Source organism: Cupriavidus sp., assembly GCF_057315035.1.
In genome coordinates this window covers 166538-184112 of the sequence record NZ_DBHKYV010000010.1, presented here as the reverse complement: position 1 = coordinate 184112, position 17575 = coordinate 166538, and the positions used below count along the sequence as shown (strand labels likewise).

Annotated in this window: 16 protein-coding genes and 1 pseudogene; 12 read left to right on the top strand and 5 right to left on the bottom strand. The window is 64.4% G+C overall.

Annotation, left to right across the window (positions count from 1 at the left end):
- The 4 genes and pseudogenes from ACO550_RS15640 to ACO550_RS15625 form a co-directional block, all read left to right on the top strand.
- A pseudogene (locus ACO550_RS15640) lies at positions 1 to 111 on the top strand (5-dehydro-4-deoxyglucarate dehydratase); the annotation flags it as partial.
- A 77-nt stretch (positions 112 to 188) separates the two neighbouring features.
- Entirely contained in the window at positions 189 to 1211 is a 1023-nt protein-coding gene (locus ACO550_RS15635; protein WP_315592455.1) for a substrate-binding domain-containing protein, read from the top strand.
- 117 nt (positions 1212 to 1328) lie between these two features.
- The gene (locus tag ACO550_RS15630; RefSeq protein ID WP_315592454.1) at positions 1329 to 2129 is read left to right on the top strand and encodes an HpcH/HpaI aldolase family protein; all 801 of its coding nucleotides are present in this window, start codon (positions 1329 to 1331) and stop codon (positions 2127 to 2129) included.
- A 45-nt stretch (positions 2130 to 2174) separates the two neighbouring features.
- A complete protein-coding gene (locus ACO550_RS15625) occupies positions 2175 to 3068 on the top strand; it encodes a 2-hydroxy-3-oxopropionate reductase (RefSeq protein WP_315592453.1) in 894 nt (297 codons plus the stop codon).
- Positions 3069 to 3141: 73 nt separating this feature from the next.
- Here the strand turns inward: ACO550_RS15625 and ACO550_RS15620 are convergent, their stop codons facing one another.
- From ACO550_RS15620 to ACO550_RS15605, 4 genes are all read right to left on the bottom strand, one after another.
- Positions 3142 to 4629 (bottom strand): aldehyde dehydrogenase family protein, encoded by a 1488-nt coding sequence (locus tag ACO550_RS15620; protein ID WP_315592452.1) that lies wholly within the window; start codon positions 4627 to 4629, stop codon positions 3142 to 3144.
- Positions 4630 to 4676: 47 nt separating this feature from the next.
- On the bottom strand, positions 4677 to 5135 hold the full coding sequence (locus ACO550_RS15615) for a DUF4440 domain-containing protein (RefSeq protein ID WP_315592451.1): 459 nt from the start codon (positions 5133 to 5135) through the stop codon (positions 4677 to 4679).
- Between the two features lie 37 nt (positions 5136 to 5172).
- Complete coding sequence (locus tag ACO550_RS15610) at positions 5173 to 6522, bottom strand: D-galactonate transporter (protein WP_315592450.1); 1350 nt, start codon at positions 6520 to 6522, stop codon at positions 5173 to 5175.
- A gap of 90 nt (positions 6523 to 6612) precedes the next feature.
- Positions 6613 to 7551 (bottom strand): NAD(P)-dependent oxidoreductase, encoded by a 939-nt coding sequence (locus ACO550_RS15605; protein ID WP_315592449.1) that lies wholly within the window; start codon positions 7549 to 7551, stop codon positions 6613 to 6615.
- 148 nt (positions 7552 to 7699) lie between these two features.
- On the opposite strand from ACO550_RS15605, the gene ACO550_RS15600 reads away from it, so the two are divergent.
- Positions 7700 to 8608 carry a LysR substrate-binding domain-containing protein gene (locus tag ACO550_RS15600; protein ID WP_315592448.1) on the top strand — a complete coding sequence of 303 codons (909 nt, stop codon included), beginning with the start codon at positions 7700 to 7702 and terminating at the stop codon, positions 8606 to 8608.
- On the opposite strand, the gene ACO550_RS15595 is transcribed toward ACO550_RS15600, so the two are convergent.
- Positions 8605 to 9393, bottom strand: coding sequence for a DNA-binding transcriptional regulator (locus ACO550_RS15595; protein ID WP_315592447.1), 789 nt, complete (start codon positions 9391 to 9393; stop codon positions 8605 to 8607). The two genes, ACO550_RS15600 and ACO550_RS15595, sit on opposite strands and share 4 nt — an antisense overlap.
- Before the next feature lie 262 nt (positions 9394 to 9655).
- Here ACO550_RS15595 and ACO550_RS15590 point away from each other — a divergent pair, with 262 nt between their 5' ends.
- From ACO550_RS15590 to ACO550_RS15560, 7 genes are all read left to right on the top strand, one after another.
- A complete protein-coding gene (locus tag ACO550_RS15590) occupies positions 9656 to 11515 on the top strand; it encodes a bifunctional 3-(3-hydroxy-phenyl)propionate/3-hydroxycinnamic acid hydroxylase (RefSeq protein WP_315592446.1) in 1860 nt (619 codons plus the stop codon).
- A gap of 2 nt (positions 11516 to 11517) precedes the next feature.
- A complete protein-coding gene (locus tag ACO550_RS15585) occupies positions 11518 to 12477 on the top strand; it encodes a 3-carboxyethylcatechol 2,3-dioxygenase (RefSeq protein ID WP_315592445.1) in 960 nt (319 codons plus the stop codon).
- Between the two features lie 20 nt (positions 12478 to 12497).
- Entirely contained in the window at positions 12498 to 13316 is an 819-nt protein-coding gene (gene mhpD, locus ACO550_RS15580) for a 2-keto-4-pentenoate hydratase (protein ID WP_315592444.1), read from the top strand.
- A gap of 12 nt (positions 13317 to 13328) precedes the next feature.
- Positions 13329 to 14297 (top strand): acetaldehyde dehydrogenase (acetylating), encoded by a 969-nt coding sequence (locus tag ACO550_RS15575; RefSeq protein WP_315592443.1) that lies wholly within the window; start codon positions 13329 to 13331, stop codon positions 14295 to 14297.
- Positions 14294 to 15328, top strand: a complete 1035-nt coding sequence (gene dmpG / locus ACO550_RS15570; protein ID WP_315592442.1) for a 4-hydroxy-2-oxovalerate aldolase — start codon at positions 14294 to 14296, stop codon at positions 15326 to 15328. Before ACO550_RS15575 ends, dmpG begins: the two co-directional genes overlap by 4 nt.
- Before the next feature lie 80 nt (positions 15329 to 15408).
- Positions 15409 to 16677 carry a 3-(3-hydroxy-phenyl)propionate transporter MhpT gene (gene mhpT / locus ACO550_RS15565; RefSeq protein WP_315592441.1) on the top strand — a complete coding sequence of 423 codons (1269 nt, stop codon included), beginning with the start codon at positions 15409 to 15411 and terminating at the stop codon, positions 16675 to 16677.
- A 27-nt stretch (positions 16678 to 16704) separates the two neighbouring features.
- Positions 16705 to 17574 (top strand): alpha/beta fold hydrolase, encoded by an 870-nt coding sequence (locus ACO550_RS15560; RefSeq protein WP_315592440.1) that lies wholly within the window; start codon positions 16705 to 16707, stop codon positions 17572 to 17574.
- The last annotated feature ends 1 nt before the right edge of the window (position 17575 follow it).

Below are 17575 nucleotides of genomic sequence, written 5' to 3'. Positions count from 1 at the left end.
GCCAAGCTGGTGGGCCACGATGCAGGTCCGGTGCGCGCACCGCTGACCGACCTCACTGAAGAGGAAGTGGCCAAGCTGGACGCCCTGATCAAGAAGCTGGGACCGCAGTAACACGCTCGATACGCGCAGTACGCTCAGGAAAGGCGGGATATGCGTGCAGTACAATTGCCCGCATGCCCCGCACCCGCATGACAAAACTCCCGGTTGAACCGTTGTCTCCGCGTATTAACGTGACGCTAAAGGACGTGGCAAGTATTGCCGGCGTGTCAGCGATGACGGTATCGCGTGTGTTGAATGCGCCGGAGAATATCCCGCCGGCCACGGTGGCCAAGGTACGTGCTGCAATCGAGAGTACCGGGTACATCCCGAACAGCGCGGCAAAGGCCCTGAGGTCGAGTCGCAGCAGACTGATCGCCGCGGTATTGCCGACGCTGACCGGGCCGATTTTCCTGGACACCATCGAAGCGCTGACCAATGCACTGGCCAGCCGCGGCTACCAGCTTATCGTGGGGCAGAGCGGCTATAGCGATGCGGGCGAAGACAAACTCCTTACCGACATCATCTCGCGACGGCCGGATGGCATCGTGCTGGTCGGCGTGGGTCATACCGACGAAGGCCGGCGCAAGCTGATTGCCTCGGGTATCCCCATCGTCGAGACCTGGGACCTCACCTCCGAGCCATTGGATGTTCTGATTGGCTTCTCGCATGAAGCGGTCGGCCGCGAGGTCAGCCGTTTCTTTGCCAGCCGGGGGCACAGGAAGCTCGCATGGATCGGAGCGGACGATGTTCGAGCGAAACGTCGCTGGTCGGCGTTCGCGCAATCGGCGCAAGAACTCGGCTTGCCGCACCCGGCGGCGCGCTTTGTCGTACCGCCTTCCAAGCTCGCGGATGGCCGCGAGACGCTGCGTGCATTGCTCGCCGAGCATCCCGATGTGGACGCGGTCTTCTGTAGCTCGGATGCGCTGGCGATCGGGGTATTGATCGAGGCGCGCGCGCAGGGTATCGATGTGCCCAAGCAGTTGGCCGTGGTTGGTTTCGGCGATCTCAATTTCGCCGACCAGTTCGAACCTGCGCTGACGTCGGTGCGGATCGATGGACCGCACATTGGCGAACTTGCAGCCCACTGTATCGTCAGCAGGGCGCTGGGCTTGCCCCTTGAAGAGCGCATCATCGACGTCGGCTTCACGATAGTCGAGCGCGCCAGCACCTGAACTCCTACGCTTATTGGGTTAACGCTAGGTTGCGACATGCCTCGTGAACTTCTACAGTAAAACGATAGTTGTACGACAACGTATAACGATCGCATTCATAACAGGGGACATCACATCATGCGTAGTAATCCTTTGCGCGCCATATGGGCGGACGGGCGTGCCGCCGTCAACGGATGGCTGGCCATTCCGGACACCTTCAGTGCGGAAACCATGGCCCACCAGGGGTGGGACACGCTGACCATCGACATGCAGCATGGCGTGGTGGACTACCAGGCCATGGTCCGGATGCTGCAGGCCATCTCGACCACGCAGACCACGCCGGTCGTGCGGGTGCCCTGGCTCGAGCCTGGCATCCTGATGAAGACGCTGGATGCGGGCGCGTACGGCGTGATCTGCCCGATGGTGAACAGTCGCGAAGATGCGCAGAAGCTGGTGTCCTATACGAGTTATGCGCCACGCGGCATGCGGAGCTACGGTCCCGTGCGCGCATTGCTGTATGGCGGCGCGGATTACCCCGAGCATGCCAACGAAACGATCGTGGCCTTCGCCATGATCGAAACCGCGCAGGCGCTCGATAACCTTGACGAGATCCTGTCGGTGGAGGGGCTTGATGCGGTTTACATCGGCCCGTCCGATCTCTCGCTATCGCTCGGCTGTCGGCCGACCTTCGACGATGTCGATCCCGAAGTCGCCCAGGCCATCGATCACGTACTCGAGCGCGCCAAGGCGCATGGCGTCGTCGCGGGTATTCACAACGGCAGCCCGGAAGCGGCACTGCGCCGCATCGAAAAGGGCTTCCAGTTTGTCACCGTCAGTTCGGATGCCCGGCTGATGGCTGCCGGCGCGCGTCAGGTGGTAGACACCATGCGTGGCGCCAGCGGTGAAGCGCAGAAGACGCCGAAGACAAACGGCTACTGAGCCGACCTTTCACAACCATCACCGATTTTCGTAGAGGACTGCATCATGAATATTGGCTTTATTGGACTTGGCATCATGGGCGCGCCAATGGCGCTGCACCTGGCGAACGCCGGGCATCAGTTGTACGTGAAGACGCGCGGTCAACTGCGCCCCGAGATTGCGTCGAGCTCGGCGATTGCCTGCAAGGATGCCGCCGAAGTGGCACGGCAGGCTGAAGTGATTTTTCTCATGGTTCCCGATACGCCCGACGTGGAAGCCGTCCTGTTCGGCGACGGCGGCATTGCACAAGGGCTGGATGGTGGCAGCCGCAAGGTCGTGGTCGACATGAGTTCCATTTCGCCGACGGCTACCAAGGCGTTTGCCCAGCGCATCAATGCACTCGGTGCGGACTATGTCGATGCCCCGGTTTCGGGTGGAGAAGTCGGTGCGAAGGCGGCGTCGCTGACCATCATGTGCGGGGCCGATGCGGCCGTGTTCGAACGGGTCCGCCCGCTGCTGGAGCTGATGGGCAAGAACATCACGCTGGTGGGTGGCAACGGCGACGGGCAAACCACCAAGGTTGCCAACCAGATCATCGTGGCGCTGAATATCGCCGCCGTTGGTGAAGCGCTGCTGTTTGCCGCCAAGGCCGGTGCGGACCCCGCGAAAGTGCGTGAGGCGCTGATGGGCGGATTCGCTTCGAGCCGCATTCTCGAAGTGCACGGCGAACGCATGATCAAGCGAACCTTCGCGCCGGGCTTCCGGATCAAGCTGCATCAGAAAGACCTCGGGCTTGCTTTGCAGGGCGCGCGCGAGCTAGGGCTGTCGCTACCGCAGACCGCCGGGGCCGCACAACTGATGCAGGCCTGCGCCGCCAATGGACTGGAAGAACTCGACCATTCCGCACTGGTTCGTGCGCTGGAACTGCTGGCCGATCACGAGATCGCCAACGCGAAATAAGCGCAACGTCCGTGCATGCCGGGCGTGCTGCCCGGCATGCACGGACGATACGAGGTACGTGGTGCCGCCGATATCAGAACGGCAGGCCCTTGCGCTGCAGGATCCAGTCAGGAGCGTCTTGCAGGCAGACCGGCCGCAGGAAACGCGTGAGCGCGGCATCGCCAACCGAGGTGCTCTCGGGGCGCGTGCTGCTCGGCCATGGGCCACCATGCTGCTGGGCCGCCGTAACCGCCACACCGGTAGGCACGCCCGCAAACAGAACGCGGCCGGCGATGGCCATGGCACCGGCCACCAGCGCATACACATCATCGTTCTGTTGCTGTGCACCCCACACGGTAACGGTCAGGCTACCGCCCACCGCTGCGAGTACCTGTTGCGCCTGAGCCAGGCTTTCGGCACGAACGATCAGGCTTGACGGGCCGAAGACCTCTTCGCGCAGCGCGGGTTTGGCGACGAAGTCGGTCGCGCTGACCTGGGCCAGCACCGGACGTGGAGGCGCCCCCGCCGCCGCGGTTTCGCGCAGGCACATGACCGCGCCGGCCGCCGCCCAATGTTCGATACCGGCGTCGAATGCCTCGCGCATGCCCTGTGTCAGCATGGCATGCGGCTGCTGGGCCTGCAGTGCCGTCGTGAGCTGTGCAACGAAGGCGTCGTTGATCGCCCGCGTATCGGTTCCCGACAGATAGTCGATCAGCACGATAACGCCCGGGTTCGTACAGAATTGTCCGCAGCCCAGCGCAATCGAGCCACCCAGCGTGCTGGCCAGTGCGGCGCCATTGGCCTGCAGTTCGGCGGGCAATGCAATGACCGGATTGACCGAGCCGAGCTCTCCGAAGAACGGGATCGGCTGGGGCCGATTGGCGGCTTCCTTAGCCAGGGCCGAGCCGCCCGCAGTCGAACCGGTGAACGCACCAGCTGCGATGGCCGGATGACGAATCAGGCGGACACCAACGTCGCGGCCTCCACCTTGCACCATGCTGATCAGGCCCTTTGGCAACTGCTGCGCTTCGAGCACGCGAGCGACCAGTTCCATCACCCGATTGGAAAGTTGGAGGTGGCCGGTGTGTGCCTTGACGACGACCGGGCAGCCCGCCGCGAGTGCCGATGCCGTATCCCCGCCGAGAACCGAGAACGCAAACGGGAAGTTGCTGGCCGAGAACATTGCCACGGGCCCGAGCGGTTGTTGCCAGAGTTGCATCGCCGGGTGTCCCGCAGGCGGTGCGCCGGCTACGGCAGGATCATCGACCACGGCAAACGGCACGCCATGCTCGGCGATATCGGCAAAGCGACGCAGTTGAAACGCGGTGCGATCGAGTTCGCCGTTCAGCCGCACGGGACCCAGCGCGGATTCCTGGTCGGCAATCGCCACCAGACCTTCGCGGTCGCCTTCCAACGCAACGGCCAGGCCGCGCAGCAGGGCGGCGCGCTGTGCGCCAGTGGTCGACCGCCAGCAGGCGAACGCATCGCGCGCGGCATCGCAGGCCTGGTCGACCGCGGTTGGCGTAGTGGGCGCAAATTCGCGCAGGATGGCCCCGGTACGGGCATCAACGGAAGTCAGCATGATCTGGATCTGGAGGGAGTAAAAGTGGAAGCAGCTACGTGGTTGGGTCAGCGCGGTTGATTGACCGCTTGGCGGGCAATCATCTTCCAGCCGGCCGGCTCCTGCACCCATACCGAAAGGACCTGCAGGTGAACCGGCGTGGCCGGCTTGCCTGCGGGATGCGTGTCGGCATCGAACACGTAACGCACGGTGGCAACCTTGCCCACCACGTCGATCTTCTGGTCCGACAGGTCGATGCGCGTGAACTTCGAGGTGCCGGTAAGCAGCGCGTTGACCAGGCTGGCCTTGGTATCGATCTTGGCCGACGAGTGGCCATAGGTCAGGTGGTCGTGAAGCAGCGGATCGAGCTTGGCCGCATCGGGCGCAAGCATGGCCGCGCGCAGATGTTCGTTGGCCGTGGCAAGCTGCTGGGCCTCGGTGGTCTGCGCATACAGTGCCGGGGACGTTGCAACGAGCATCGTGGACAGCAGCAGCGTGCGGCGAATCCTGGAAGTCAGTGTGGTCATGGTGTCTCCTTTGGTCTGGTAGTTGGTGGCGGTGAATTTATGCGTTCAGCTCGATGCGTTTGAACTTTCCGGCAAGCAGGCCATAGGCGAGGATTGCGACCAGGCCGTGGGCGCCGACGAACCATAGTGCGCGGTCGAACGACCCGGTGGTGGCGACCACATAGCCGATCACGATTGGCGTGACAATGCCCGCAACGTTGCCAATGCCGTTGAACACGCCGCCGCTCAGGCCGGTCATTTCGCGCGGCGCTACATCGCCAAGCACTGCCCATCCCACCGCACCAAGGCCCTTGCCGAAGAACGCCAGCGACATGATGGCGACGACTGCCGTGTCGGTGGTGGCCCACGGCGCGGCCATCACGACCGTGGCGAGTGCCATGCCGATCATGAACGGCGTCTTGCGGGCAAACGACGGCGCGTGGCCTTTGGCAATCAGGTAGTCCGAGAGCGCGCCGCCCAGGATGCCGCCGCTGAAGCCGCAGATGGCCGGCAGGGCCGCAACCAGCCCGACGGTCACGATATTCATGCCGCGGGCCTGGACCAGGTAGATCGGGAACCAGGTAATGAAGAAGTACGTGAGCGCCGTAATGCAGTACTGGCCGATATAGGTGGCCCACAGCATGCGGCTGGTGAACAGCGATGCAACCTCACGCCTGGTGAAGTGCCGACGGGTGCTGCCCGTGCCGGCATCCAGGCTCACCAGCGCGCCATTGGCCGCCACGTAGTCCAGTTCGGCACGGCTCATGCGCGGATGGGTCTTCGGTGCGCCCATCGTGGCAAACCATACACAGGCCGCGAGCAAGCCGAGGCCGCCCATGAAGAAGAACACGTAGTGCCAGCTCAGTACATGTGTCAGCCAGGCCATCAGCGGAGTAAAGACAACCACCGCGAGATACTGCGCGGAGTTGAACAGCGCGCTGGCCGTACCGCGTTCGGCGGTAGGAAACCACATCGCGACAATGCGCGCGTTGCCGGGAAACGCGGGTGACTCCACCAGGCCCAGCATGAACCGCATCACGAACAATGCGGCAATGGCCGACGAGGCGCTGCCGAACAGTGACACCGTGCCCTGGCTGAACGTGAACAGCGACCACAGGACAATGCTTACGCCATACACGATCTTGGCGCCGAAGCGGTCAAGCAGCCAGCCGCCGGGAATCTGTCCGATCGCGTAGGCCCAGCCGAACGCCGAGAACACGATGCCGAGTTCGGATGGGCTGAGCTTGAGGTCCTTCGCCACGAAGGTGCCGGCAATCGACAGCGTGGCCCGGTCGGCGTAATTGAGGACGGTGACGAGGAAGATCAGGCCAAGAATGTAGAACCGGAAATGGCCCACCTTGGTCTTGGCAACGGGCTCCGCCCGCGTTGCCATATCGAACGCGTTCATTGTGTCTCCTCCCTGGTTTCGGGATGTCTTGTCGGAATGGGGGGCGTCGCGCTCGACGCCCCTGCACCTGCGCGCAGGCGCGCACGTGCTTTAAGGCGTGACGCTCGTCTGCGGCCTGTGGCCCGCGAAGCTCGCTGCCAGGCTTTCGAGTACGATCGCGGCCATTGCCTCGCGGGTCTGGAGCGTGGCGCTGGCCCGGTGCGGTTGCAGCACGACGTTGGGCAACGACAGCAGTTCAGCCGGCACGTTGGGTTCGTCGACGAAGACGTCGAGGCCGGCACCGGCGATGCGCTTTTCAAGCAGCGCTTGCACGAGGTCCGGCTCATTCACGAGCCTGCCGCGTGCAACGTTGATCAGGTATCCATCGGGGCCCAGGGCGTCGAGGATTTCCGTATTCACAAGGCCTTCCGCGTTGTCGGCCGAAGCGGCGAGGATCAGCGCATCGCTGTCGCTGGCAAGCTCGCGCAGGTCCGCGACGTAGCGATACGGTACATCGCTCATGGCGCGCATGTCGGTATAGCTGATGGCGCAGTTGAAAGCCGCCGCCCGCGTGGCGATGGCGCGTCCGACGCGGCCCAGACCAACGATGCCAACCCGCATGTCGCTGACCTTCCGTGCCAGCGGCAGGTTGTCCTTGCCCCACCTGCCGTCACGGACGTAGCGGTCGCCCACGCACAGTTCGCGGCAGACGGACAGCAGCAGGCCCATGGCCAGATCGGCGACGTCGTCGGTCAGTACACCCGGGGTGGTCGACACATGAATGCCGCGCGAGCGCGCATAGGCCAGGTCTACGGCGTCCGTGCCGATGCCGTTGATCGCGACAATGCCAAGCTCGGGCAAATCTGCCATCACCTCATTGCTGATGCCCGACGCGCCGCCGGTCACGACGCCGCGGACACCGCCGCCGATCTGGCGGAGAAACCCCGGCTTGTCGGTCTGGGCGTAGTAGCGATGAACCGTGTAGCGCTCGGTGAGCGCGCGGTCCAGCGCGGGGATAACAGGGTTGATCAGGAGAACTTCAGCAGACATATACGTTCCTTCGACAGCGTTCATGCCCTGAACCTCGTGCCGACCAGGCTGCTCGGCAGACTGGGCATGACAAAACTGAAAGTGAGTATAGGGATGCGATCAATAAAGGTCTAAGCTATATTCCGCATCGATCAATACCTAAATTGAAATGATTGTCGAGCTGAATCACCTGCGTTGCTTCGTCGCGGTGGCTGAGGAACTGCACTTCGGCAGGGCTGCTGCGCGTTTGTTCATGACTCAACCGCCGCTTAGCCGGCAAATCCAGCAACTGGAAGAGGTGCTGGGCCTCGTGCTGTTCGACCGGCACAGCCGGAGCGTGCGGCTTACCGAGGCGGGGCGCGTCTACTACGACGACGCGGTGCGGATCCTGCGGCTGTCGGACCACGCGGCCGACTCGGCGCGGCGCGTCGCCCGTGGCGACGCCGGCCAGGTAACGCTTGGCTTCACGGGCGTCTCGGGCTACCAGCTGGTCCCCGAGCTCCTGGCTTCGGCCAGCGTGGCACTGCCGGGCGTCCGGGTCGTACTGAAGGAGATGGTGTCGATCTACCAACTCAAGGCGCTGGAGACGCGCGAGATCGACCTCGGCATCATGCGCTCGCAGTTCGGCACCAAAGGCGTGGTGTTCCACCACCTCGCGCGCGAACCGCTGATGCTGGCGATGCATGCCAGCCATCGGCTGGCGGCGCAGCCTTCAATTGCCGCGAACGACCTGCAGGACGAACCGCTCGTGATGTATTCACCGGACGGCGGCAAATACTTCCACGACCGGATCTCGGGCCTTTTGAACTCGGCTGGCGTGCGGGTCAACTTCGTTCAGTCGATCGACCAGACCCATACGATCGTTGCCCTGGTGCGCGGCAATCTTGGTATCGCCATTGTCCCGGCGTCAGCCCGGGAGCTGGGCATGCGTGATGTCATCTTCCGTCCGGTCTGGACCGACGATGGATATGCCGACACGCATCTGGCCTGGAGCGAGGCACCCCAAAGCAAGACGGTCGAGCGTTTCCGCGCGTTCGTGATGGACTATTTCGCCGGTCGCGCTGCTTCCGCCGCCTAAGACTCAACCGAAAGGGCGTCGACCATTTCCTGCGCGGCACGCTGCAGTTCCGGTACGAAGCGACGTGTTGCTTCGGCGGAAGCGATCGCTTGCCGCAGGTAGATCACGTTGAGACTCGCCAGGACGCGCCCGCCGAATGGAATCGCGACGGCCACCGCGCCGATCTTGCGTTGGTCCTCCCAGTCGCCCTGGTTCGATCCGAACCCTTCCGCACGCGTCTGCCGCACGAGATTGCGGATGTAGGCATCGTCCTGCGCGAGCTTGCGTTGCTGCTCGCCACCGGCACCCGCGCGTAGCACATCGAGAATGTCCTCGCGCTCCGCATCGGGACACATCGCAAAGTACGCGCGCCCTGCGGCGGTCAGCAACATCGGTAGCCGGCGGCCCACCATTGCGCGATGGAACGATAGCGGGCTGAACCGATGCGTGGTTTCGCGAATGATCATCGCGTCGCCATCGGGCGTGGTGAGGTCGGACGGCCAGACCACACGCTGCATCAACTGCCCCATGATCGGCGGCGCGATCGTTGCAATGCGCTCGTCATCGGTAAAGCCTTCGCTCAGCGAACGCACGGCGAGCGTCAGCCGGAACGTGTCGTCCGACGCGCTACGCCGCACGAATTTTTCTTCGACCAGGGTTTCGAGCAAACGGCGCACCGTGGTCCGGTGCAGGCCGGTCAGTTCGCTGAGCTGCTGGCTGGTCGCCGTGCCGTTCTCCATCGCGTTCAACGCGCGCAGAACCACGAGTCCGCGCGACAGTGCCCGCACATTTGCGTACTTGGTCACAAAAATCCTTATAAATCAACGATGTGCACTCCTTGCACATTTTGGAGAATAGTTTGAGGCCGCGTCAATCGGTACATAGACTCTCTTCAAAACCACAAAGCCAACGGAGACACCCTCGATGCCCGCCCTGCCTCAGTCCCGCGCCGGTTAGTTCCGGCCTCCGCCGGTAGCGGTTCCTCGCTGCCGACATTCCGCTTCACCGACTTAACGCCAGCATGAGCGTGGCGCGGGGGTGCGTTCGCCCCTTGCCAGAAGGAGACCTATGCCTACTATCACGGCCAATCCGGCATCTACGACCGGGAGTTGTTCCAGCCTCGACACCGACGTTGCCATCATCGGCGCCGGCCCGGTCGGACTGATGATCGCCAATATCCTCGGCCTTCAGGGTGTCCGGGTCACGATCGTCGAGAAGCTCGACCAACTGATCGACTATCCACGTGCGATCGGACTCGATGACGAGGCGCTGCGCGTGTTCCAGGCCGTGGGGCTGGTCGATGCGTTGCTGCCGCACACGACCCCCGATCACTGGATGCGCTTTGTGACACGAGACGGCTTCTGCTTCGCCTCGATCGAGCCGCGCACCGACGAGTTCGGCTGGTCGCGCCGTAACGCGTTTATCCAGCCGCTTGCTGACCGTGTGCTCTACGAAGGGCTGCAACGGTTCGAACACGTCAAGGTGCTGTTCGGCCATGCGATCGAATCGTTTGCGCAGGATGGCACGGGCGTCACCATCGCGGCGCGCGATGCTGCCGGCAACGCACGCACGATCCGCGCCGGCTATCTGGTGGCCGCTGACGGCGGCAACAGCGTGGTGCGCCGTACGCTGAACGTACCGTTCGAAGGCCGCACCAAGCCCAACCAGTGGATCGTCGTCGACGTGCGCAACGATCCCGTGGGCTCGCCACACATCTACATGCACTGTGATCACGAGCGCCCGTATGTGTCGGCCGCACTGCCGCATGGCATTCGCCGCTTCGAGTTCATGGTGATGCCGGGAGAGACCGAGCAGGAGCTGTCGAAGCCGGAGAGCATGGCCGCGCTGATCCGCAAGGTGGTGGCCGACCCCGACAAGGTCGAATACATCCGTAGCCGCGTCTACACGCACAACGCGCGGCTTGCAGGTACCTTCCGTGTCGATCGCGTGCTGCTGGCCGGCGACGCGGCCCACATCATGCCCGTATGGCAGGGCCAAGGCTACAACAGCGGTATCCGCGACGCCAACAACCTGGGCTGGAAGCTGGCGATGGTTGCCAAGGGCCAGGCTGGCCCGAGCCTGCTCGACAGTTATACCGTCGAGCGCCGCGCCCATGCGCGCGCGATGATCCATCTGTCCGAAGTGGCCGGCGACATCTTCGCGCCGACCACGCGCTTCGGCGCGCGCTTCCGCGACGCATTCGTGCGCAGCTTCAACGTGCTGCCCTCGGTGCGCCGCTACTTCGTCGAGATGCGTTTCAAGCCGATGCCGCGCTACGAGGAGGGCGTCGTGCTGCTGCCGCCGCCGCGCAATGCGGGCAGATGGCTCGCCCGCATGCTCGAGCGTTCGGGCAACTCGGCACCGGGCCGACTGTTGGGGCTGATGAGCCAGAAGCGCGACTCGCTGCTCGGCCGCCTGGCTTACGGTCGCGACCCACATGCCACGTCGCCGGTTGGCCGTCTGTTTATCCAGCCACGCGTGCGCACTGCCGACGACCGCCTGACGTTGCTCGACGATGCGATTGGCAATGGCTTTGCCGTGATCGGCTGGGGTGCGGACCCGACCTTCGGCCTTACCGCGCAAGCCCGCGCGCTCGCCGAGCAGGCCGGGGTGCGCTTCGTGATCGCCAAGCCCGATGTGCAACTGCGCCATCGCGACGATGTGCCCGAAGGCGTGATCGCGATCGGCGATGCCACCGGCCGCCTCAAGGAGTGGTTTGGCCGCCTGCCCGAATCGGTGGTGCTGCTGCGCCCCGATCGCTTCGTTGCCGGGGTGTGCACGCCGCAGCAGGTCTCGGATGAACTCGTCGCCCTGGCTGGCAAGCTTGGCATGGACCTCCCGGCGCCGCGCGCGAGCACTCCTGCCCGTGAGCCGCTGCGTCAACCGGCGCGCGGCCCCATCGAACTCACACAATCCGCAGGAGCCTGAACATGCCGATGCATCTGGAATGTCTGTCGCACACGCCATTGCACGGCTATGTCGACCCTGCCCCGGAGATCGTGGCCGAGGTCGAACGCGTTCGCGACGCCGCACGCGAGCGCGTCCGCGCCTTTGATCCGGAGTTGATCGTGCTGTTTGCGCCCGACCACTTCAACGGCTTCTTCTACGACATGATGCCGCCGTTCTGTATTGGCGCCGCGGCCACGGCGATCGGGGATTTCCACAGCCTTGCCGGCCCATTACCCGTGCCTGCCGACATCGCGCATGCGCTCGCCGAAAGCGTGCTGGCGGCCGAGATCGACGTAGCGCTGTCTTGCCGGATGCAGGTCGACCACGGCTTCGCCGATGCGCTCGAGGCGCTGACCGGCGCGCTCGACCGCTATCCGGTGGTGCCAATCTTCATCAATTCGGTTGCGCCGCCGATGGCCACGCTGCGCCGTGCGCGGCTGCTCGGCGAGGCCGTGGGCCGCTTTGTCTCCGGCACCGGCAAGCGCGTGCTCGTGGCGGGTTCGGGCGGTATCTCGCACGAACCGCCGGTGCCCGAACTCATTGGCGCGAGCGCCGAAGTGGCCGAACGTCTGATCGCTGGACGCAATCCGTCGGCGGAATCGCGCATGGCACGCCAGGCGCGCACCGTCGCGGCCGCGCAGGCATTCGTCAGCGGCGACAGCCGACTGCATCCACTCAACCCCGAATGGGACCGCGCGTTTCTCGCGCAACTCGCCTCGGGCGAGCTGGCTGCGTTCGATGAGATGAGCAACGACGCGATCTCCCGTGACGGCGGCAAGTCGGCACACGAGATCCGTGCGTGGGTCGCTGCATTTGCCGCGCTGCGGACCTGTGGTCCGTACCACGCGTCGATTGATTACTACCGCCCGATTCCCGAATGGATCGCGGGCTTCGCCACCATGCACGCCGTACCGGGCCACGCGCCAGGCACGACCGCCTGAATTCCTGAAGGAGCCATCCGATGACCGAACCGAACACCGCCAATAGCGCCACTAGCGTCACTAGCGCGATCACCGCCATTGCCGCACGGCTACGCGCGGCCGAGAGCGCGCGAGAGACGATCGCCCCTGTCCGCGGCGATATTGCCCTGGACGATTTGGCCACCGCCTACGCGGTCCAGCAGATCAACGTCGATGCGCGCGTGGCCAATGGTGAACGCCTGGTCGGCCGCAAGATCGGACTCACGTCGCTTGCGGTGCAAAAACAACTCGGCGTCGACCAGCCCGATTTCGGCGCACTGTTTGCGAACATGGCGTATTGCGACGGCCAGTCCATTCCGTTGTCTCGCCTGATCCAGCCGAAGGTCGAGGCAGAGATCGCCCTGGTGCTCGACCGTGATCTCACGCACGAACAACACACATTCGCCGACGTCGTGAGCGCTACCGCCTATGCGCTCGCCGCGATTGAAGTTGTCGACAGCCGCATTGCCAACTGGGACATCCGCTTCGTCGATACCGTGGCCGACAACGCATCGAGCGCACTGTTCGTGCTCGGTAGCCGTCCCGTTCCGCTTGGCGCGCTCGACCTGACTGCGTGCGCGATGACCCTGTCGCGCGATGGCGAGGTGTTGTCGCGTGGCAATGGTGCGGCATGCCTTGGCAATCCGCTTAATGCAGCCGTCTGGCTGGCCAACCGCATGGTCCAGCTTGGCACACCGCTGCGGGCAGGCGATGTCGTGCTGACCGGCGCCTTGGGCCCGATGGTCGCGGTCACCGAGCCCGGCGCCTATGTCGCCGAAATTGAAGGTCTGGGCAGCGTACGCGCGACGTTTGCCGCATAACAGGGATATCACATGGCTTCCGAAAAACTCAAGGCAGCGATTATTGGCTCCGGCAATATCGGCACGGACCTGATGATCAAGATCCTGCGCCACGGCCGGCATCTGGAAATCGCGGCGATGGTCGGCATCGATCCGGCCTCCGACGGGCTCGCGCGTGCGGCGCGGCTCGGTATCGCCACCACGCATGAAGGCGCCGAAGGGCTTACGCGCCTGCCGGTATTCGACGATATCGACTTTGTGTTCGACGCCACCTCGGCCGGCGCGCATATCAGGAACGATGCACTGCTGCGCAAGCTCAAGCCGGGCCTGCGCATGATCGACCTCACGCCCGCTGCAATCGGCCCCTACTGTGTGCCCGTGGTCAATCTCGCAACGCACCTGAATGCGCCGAACGTCAATATGGTCACCTGCGGCGGGCAGGCCACGATCCCCATCGTCGCGGCCGTGTCACGCGTGGCCAGGGTGCACTACGCCGAGATCGTCGCATCGATCAGCAGCAAGTCGGCCGGCCCGGGTACCCGCGCCAATATCGACGAGTTCACAGAGACCACATCGAAAGCGATCGAGGTCGTTGGTGGCGCAGCAAAGGGCAAGGCCATCATCGTGCTGAACCCGGCCGAGCCGCCGGTCATGATGCGCGACACGGTTTACACGCTTTCCGAATTGGCCGCGCGCGACAAGATCGAAGCCTCGATCGAGGAGACCGTGCAGGCCGTACAGGCATACGTACCGGGCTACCGTCTCAAGCAGACCGTGCAGTTCGACGAGATCCCGGTCAGCGCGCCGCTCAATGTGCCTGGCCTGGGGCGCTTCACCGGCTTGAAGACTTCGGTGTTTATCGAAGTGGAGGGTGCCGCCCATTACCTGCCTGCCTATGCGGGCAACCTCGACATCATGACCTCGGCCGCCCTTGCCACGGCCGAACGCATGGCGCAGGCCATGCTGGACGCCAATGCCATCACGGAAGGAGCCTGCGCATGAACCAGCCTACCAAGAAACTCTATATCTCCGACGTGACGCTGCGCGATGGCAGCCATGCGGTGCGCCACCAGTACTCGTTGCGCAACGTACAGGACATCGCACGCGCGCTTGACCGGGCCAAGGTCGACAGTATCGAGGTGGCCCATGGCGATGGCCTGCAGGGGTCCAGCTTCAACTACGGCTTCGGTGCGCATAGCGATATCGAATGGATTGCCGCGGTAGCCGATGTTATCGAGCACGCGAAGATCGCCACGCTGCTGCTGCCCGGCATCGGCACCACACACGACCTGAGGGCCGCCTACGATGCCGGCGCGCGCGTGGTGCGTGTGGCCACGCATTGCACCGAGGCCGATATCTCGAAGCAGCACATCGAGTATGCGCGCGAACTCGGCATGGATACCGTGGGCTTCCTGATGATGAGCCACATGACCACGCCGGAGAACCTGGCCATCGAGGCCAGGAAGATGGAAAGCTACGGGGCCACCTGCATCTATGTGGTGGATTCGGGTGGCGCACTGACCATGAACGAAGTCCGTGACCGGTTCCGCGCGCTCAAGGCCGTGCTTGACCCGGCAACCCAGACCGGCATGCATGCGCACCACAACCTGTCGCTTGGCGTTGCCAATTCCATTGCCGCGGTCGAGGAGGGTTGCGACCGTATCGATGCATCGCTGGCCGGCATGGGCGCCGGCGCGGGTAACGCGCCACTTGAAGTATTCATTGCCGCCGCCGAGCGCCTGGGCTGGCATCACGGCACCGACCTGTACACGCTGATGGATGCGGCCGACGACATCGTGCGTCCGCTGCAGGACCGGCCGGTGCGCGTGGACCGCGAAACGCTGGCGCTCGGTTATGCCGGCGTCTACTCAAGCTTCCTGCGCCATTCGGAAGTAGCCGCGCAGAAGTACGGCCTCAAGACCGTGGACATTCTTGTCGAACTGGGCAAGCGCCGCATGGTAGGCGGCCAGGAAGACATGATCGTCGACGTTGCACTGGATCTGTCCAGGCGCGCGGCCGAAGCCCGCCAGTAACAACCGGGGCGGTACGCGCCGCCCGCACCCATGACGTCGCCACCAAGAGCGGCGCTACATCCATCATCCGGAGACAAACCATGAACAACACGCCACGACCCGGCAACGGCGGTGAAGCTGCCGCGCACGGGAACCTGACCACGATCGGCCTGTGCCTTGTCATTGCACTGCTCGAGGGGCTCGACCTGCAATCGGCCGGTGTTGCCGCCCCACGGATCGCGAAGGAGTTCTCGCTGTCGGTGGCGCAGATGGGCTGGGCGTTCAGCGCGGGCGCGATCGGCCTGCTGCCCGGCGCCGCACTTGGCGGCCGGCTTGCCGACCAGCTCGGCCGCAAGCGCGTACTGATGCTCTCGGTGGCGTTGTTCGGCGTGTTCTCGCTGGCGACCACGCTGGTCTGGAACTTCGAGTCACTGCTGGCCGCACGCTTCCTGACCGGCCTCGGGCTCGGCGCAGCAATGCCAAACCTGATCGCGCTGTGCTCGGAGGCAGCGTCGCCGCGGCATCGCAATACGGCAGTCGGCGCGATGTACTGCGGCATGCCGTTTGGTGCCGCGCTGGCGGCCGCGATCGGCATCATCAGCCCCGGCGACGAGGGCTGGCGTCATATCTTCCATGTGGGCGGGTTCGGGCCGTTGCTGACGTTGCCGCTGCTCGGCCTGTGCCTGCGCGAGTCGGCGCAGTTCGTCTCGGCACGCGCGGGCGTGCAGGCCAAAGCGGCCCGGCACGGATTTACCGATGCGCTCTGGCGCGACGGCCGTACCCGCACCACGCTGGCGCTCTGGATCAGCTATCTCGGAACCTTGGTGGTGCTGTATTTCCTGATGAACTGGCTGCCGTCGATGGTGTTGTCCAACGGACTGAGCCGCGTCGAGGCCGGCGTGGCGATGATGATGTTCAACATCGGCGGCGGCATTGGCGCGGTCGCGATCGCGACCCTGATGGACCGCATCAGCCGTCACCTTACCGTGATCGGCATGTACGTCGGCATTGGCGTAGCGCTCGGCGCGCTCGCCAGCGCAGGCGGTGGTGTGTCGATGGCGTGCGGCGCGTTCCTTTGCGGGCTGTTCCTCGTCGGCGGGCAGTCGGTGCTCTATGCGCTGGCCGGCCAGGCCTACCCGACGGCCGTGCGTGGCACCGGTGTTGGCGCGGCTGTCGCCATTGGGCGACTCGGCTCGATTCTCGGACCGCTCGTCGCGGGCCAGTTGTTCGCGCTTGGCCAAAGCCCGTCGATTCTCGTCATTGCCAGCATTCCGCTGATCGTAGTCGCTGCCGGCGCAGCACTGACGGTCGTTGGCGCGTTCGCTCCCCAGAAACCGGCGCCAGCCCTGACCGGCCGGCATGGCGCCTGATCCCAACCCATAGCAAGGAACCACGACATGGAAACCACCGTACAAGCCATCACCGAAGCATCGACCAGCCACTTCGTGACCGTCAAGGACGGCGAGACGTCCTATCGCATTCACTACAACGACGCAGGCACGGGCGCGGAGACCGTGGTCATGCTGCATGGCTCCGGACCGGGTGCCAGCGGCTGGGCCAACTTCAACCGCAATATCGAGCCACTCGTGGCCGCGGGCTACCGGGTACTGCTTGTGGATTGCCCGGGCTGGAGCAAGAGCGATCCCGTGGTGAACACGGGATCGCGTTCGGAGCTCAATGCGCGCGTGCTCAAGGCCGTGCTTGACGCACTCGATATCGAGCGTGCGCATCTGGTTGGCAATTCGATGGGTGGCCACAGTGCAGTGGCATTCGCGCTCGCCAATCCGCAGCGGGTCGGCAAGCTCGTGCTGATGGGCGGAGGTACCGGCGGCCCGAGCCAGTTCGTGCCGATGCCAACCGAGGGGATCAAGCTACTCAATGGGCTCTATCGCGAGCCGACCATCGACAACCTCAAACGCATGATGAACGTGTTTGTGTACGACCCGAGCTCCCTGACCGATGACCTGATGCAGGCAAGGCTGGACAATATGCTCGCGCGGCGCGACCACCTCGACAACTTCGTGAAGAGCCTCGCGGCGAATCCGAAGCAGTTCACCGACTATGGCCCGCGCCTCGGCGAGATTGCGGCACCCACGCTCGTGATCTGGGGCCGCGACGACCGCTTCGTGCCGATGGATGTCGGCCTGCGGCTGATCGCCGGTATTCCGGATGCCCAACTCCATGTGTTCAATCGCTGTGGGCACTGGGCGCAATGGGAGCACGCCGACACGTTCAACCGGATGGTGCTCGACTTCCTCACGCACTGAA

Coding starts and splice junctions, on each gene's coding strand:
- ACO550_RS15635 (WP_315592455.1), top strand. CDS start 189: ATGACAAAACTCCCGGTTGAACCGTTGTCTCCGCGTATTAACGTGACG.
- ACO550_RS15630 (WP_315592454.1), top strand. CDS start 1,329: ATGCGTAGTAATCCTTTGCGCGCCATATGGGCGGACGGGCGTGCCGCC.
- ACO550_RS15625 (WP_315592453.1), top strand. CDS start 2,175: ATGAATATTGGCTTTATTGGACTTGGCATCATGGGCGCGCCAATGGCG.
- ACO550_RS15620 (WP_315592452.1), bottom strand. CDS start 4,629: ATGCTGACTTCCGTTGATGCCCGTACCGGGGCCATCCTGCGCGAATTT.
- ACO550_RS15615 (WP_315592451.1), bottom strand. CDS start 5,135: ATGACCACACTGACTTCCAGGATTCGCCGCACGCTGCTGCTGTCCACG.
- ACO550_RS15610 (WP_315592450.1), bottom strand. CDS start 6,522: ATGAACGCGTTCGATATGGCAACGCGGGCGGAGCCCGTTGCCAAGACC.
- ACO550_RS15605 (WP_315592449.1), bottom strand. CDS start 7,551: ATGTCTGCTGAAGTTCTCCTGATCAACCCTGTTATCCCCGCGCTGGAC.
- ACO550_RS15600 (WP_315592448.1), top strand. CDS start 7,700: ATGATTGTCGAGCTGAATCACCTGCGTTGCTTCGTCGCGGTGGCTGAG.
- ACO550_RS15590 (WP_315592446.1), top strand. CDS start 9,656: ATGCCTACTATCACGGCCAATCCGGCATCTACGACCGGGAGTTGTTCC.
- ACO550_RS15585 (WP_315592445.1), top strand. CDS start 11,518: ATGCCGATGCATCTGGAATGTCTGTCGCACACGCCATTGCACGGCTAT.
- mhpD (WP_315592444.1), top strand. CDS start 12,498: ATGACCGAACCGAACACCGCCAATAGCGCCACTAGCGTCACTAGCGCG.
- ACO550_RS15575 (WP_315592443.1), top strand. CDS start 13,329: ATGGCTTCCGAAAAACTCAAGGCAGCGATTATTGGCTCCGGCAATATC.
- dmpG (WP_315592442.1), top strand. CDS start 14,294: ATGAACCAGCCTACCAAGAAACTCTATATCTCCGACGTGACGCTGCGC.
- mhpT (WP_315592441.1), top strand. CDS start 15,409: ATGAACAACACGCCACGACCCGGCAACGGCGGTGAAGCTGCCGCGCAC.
- ACO550_RS15560 (WP_315592440.1), top strand. CDS start 16,705: ATGGAAACCACCGTACAAGCCATCACCGAAGCATCGACCAGCCACTTC.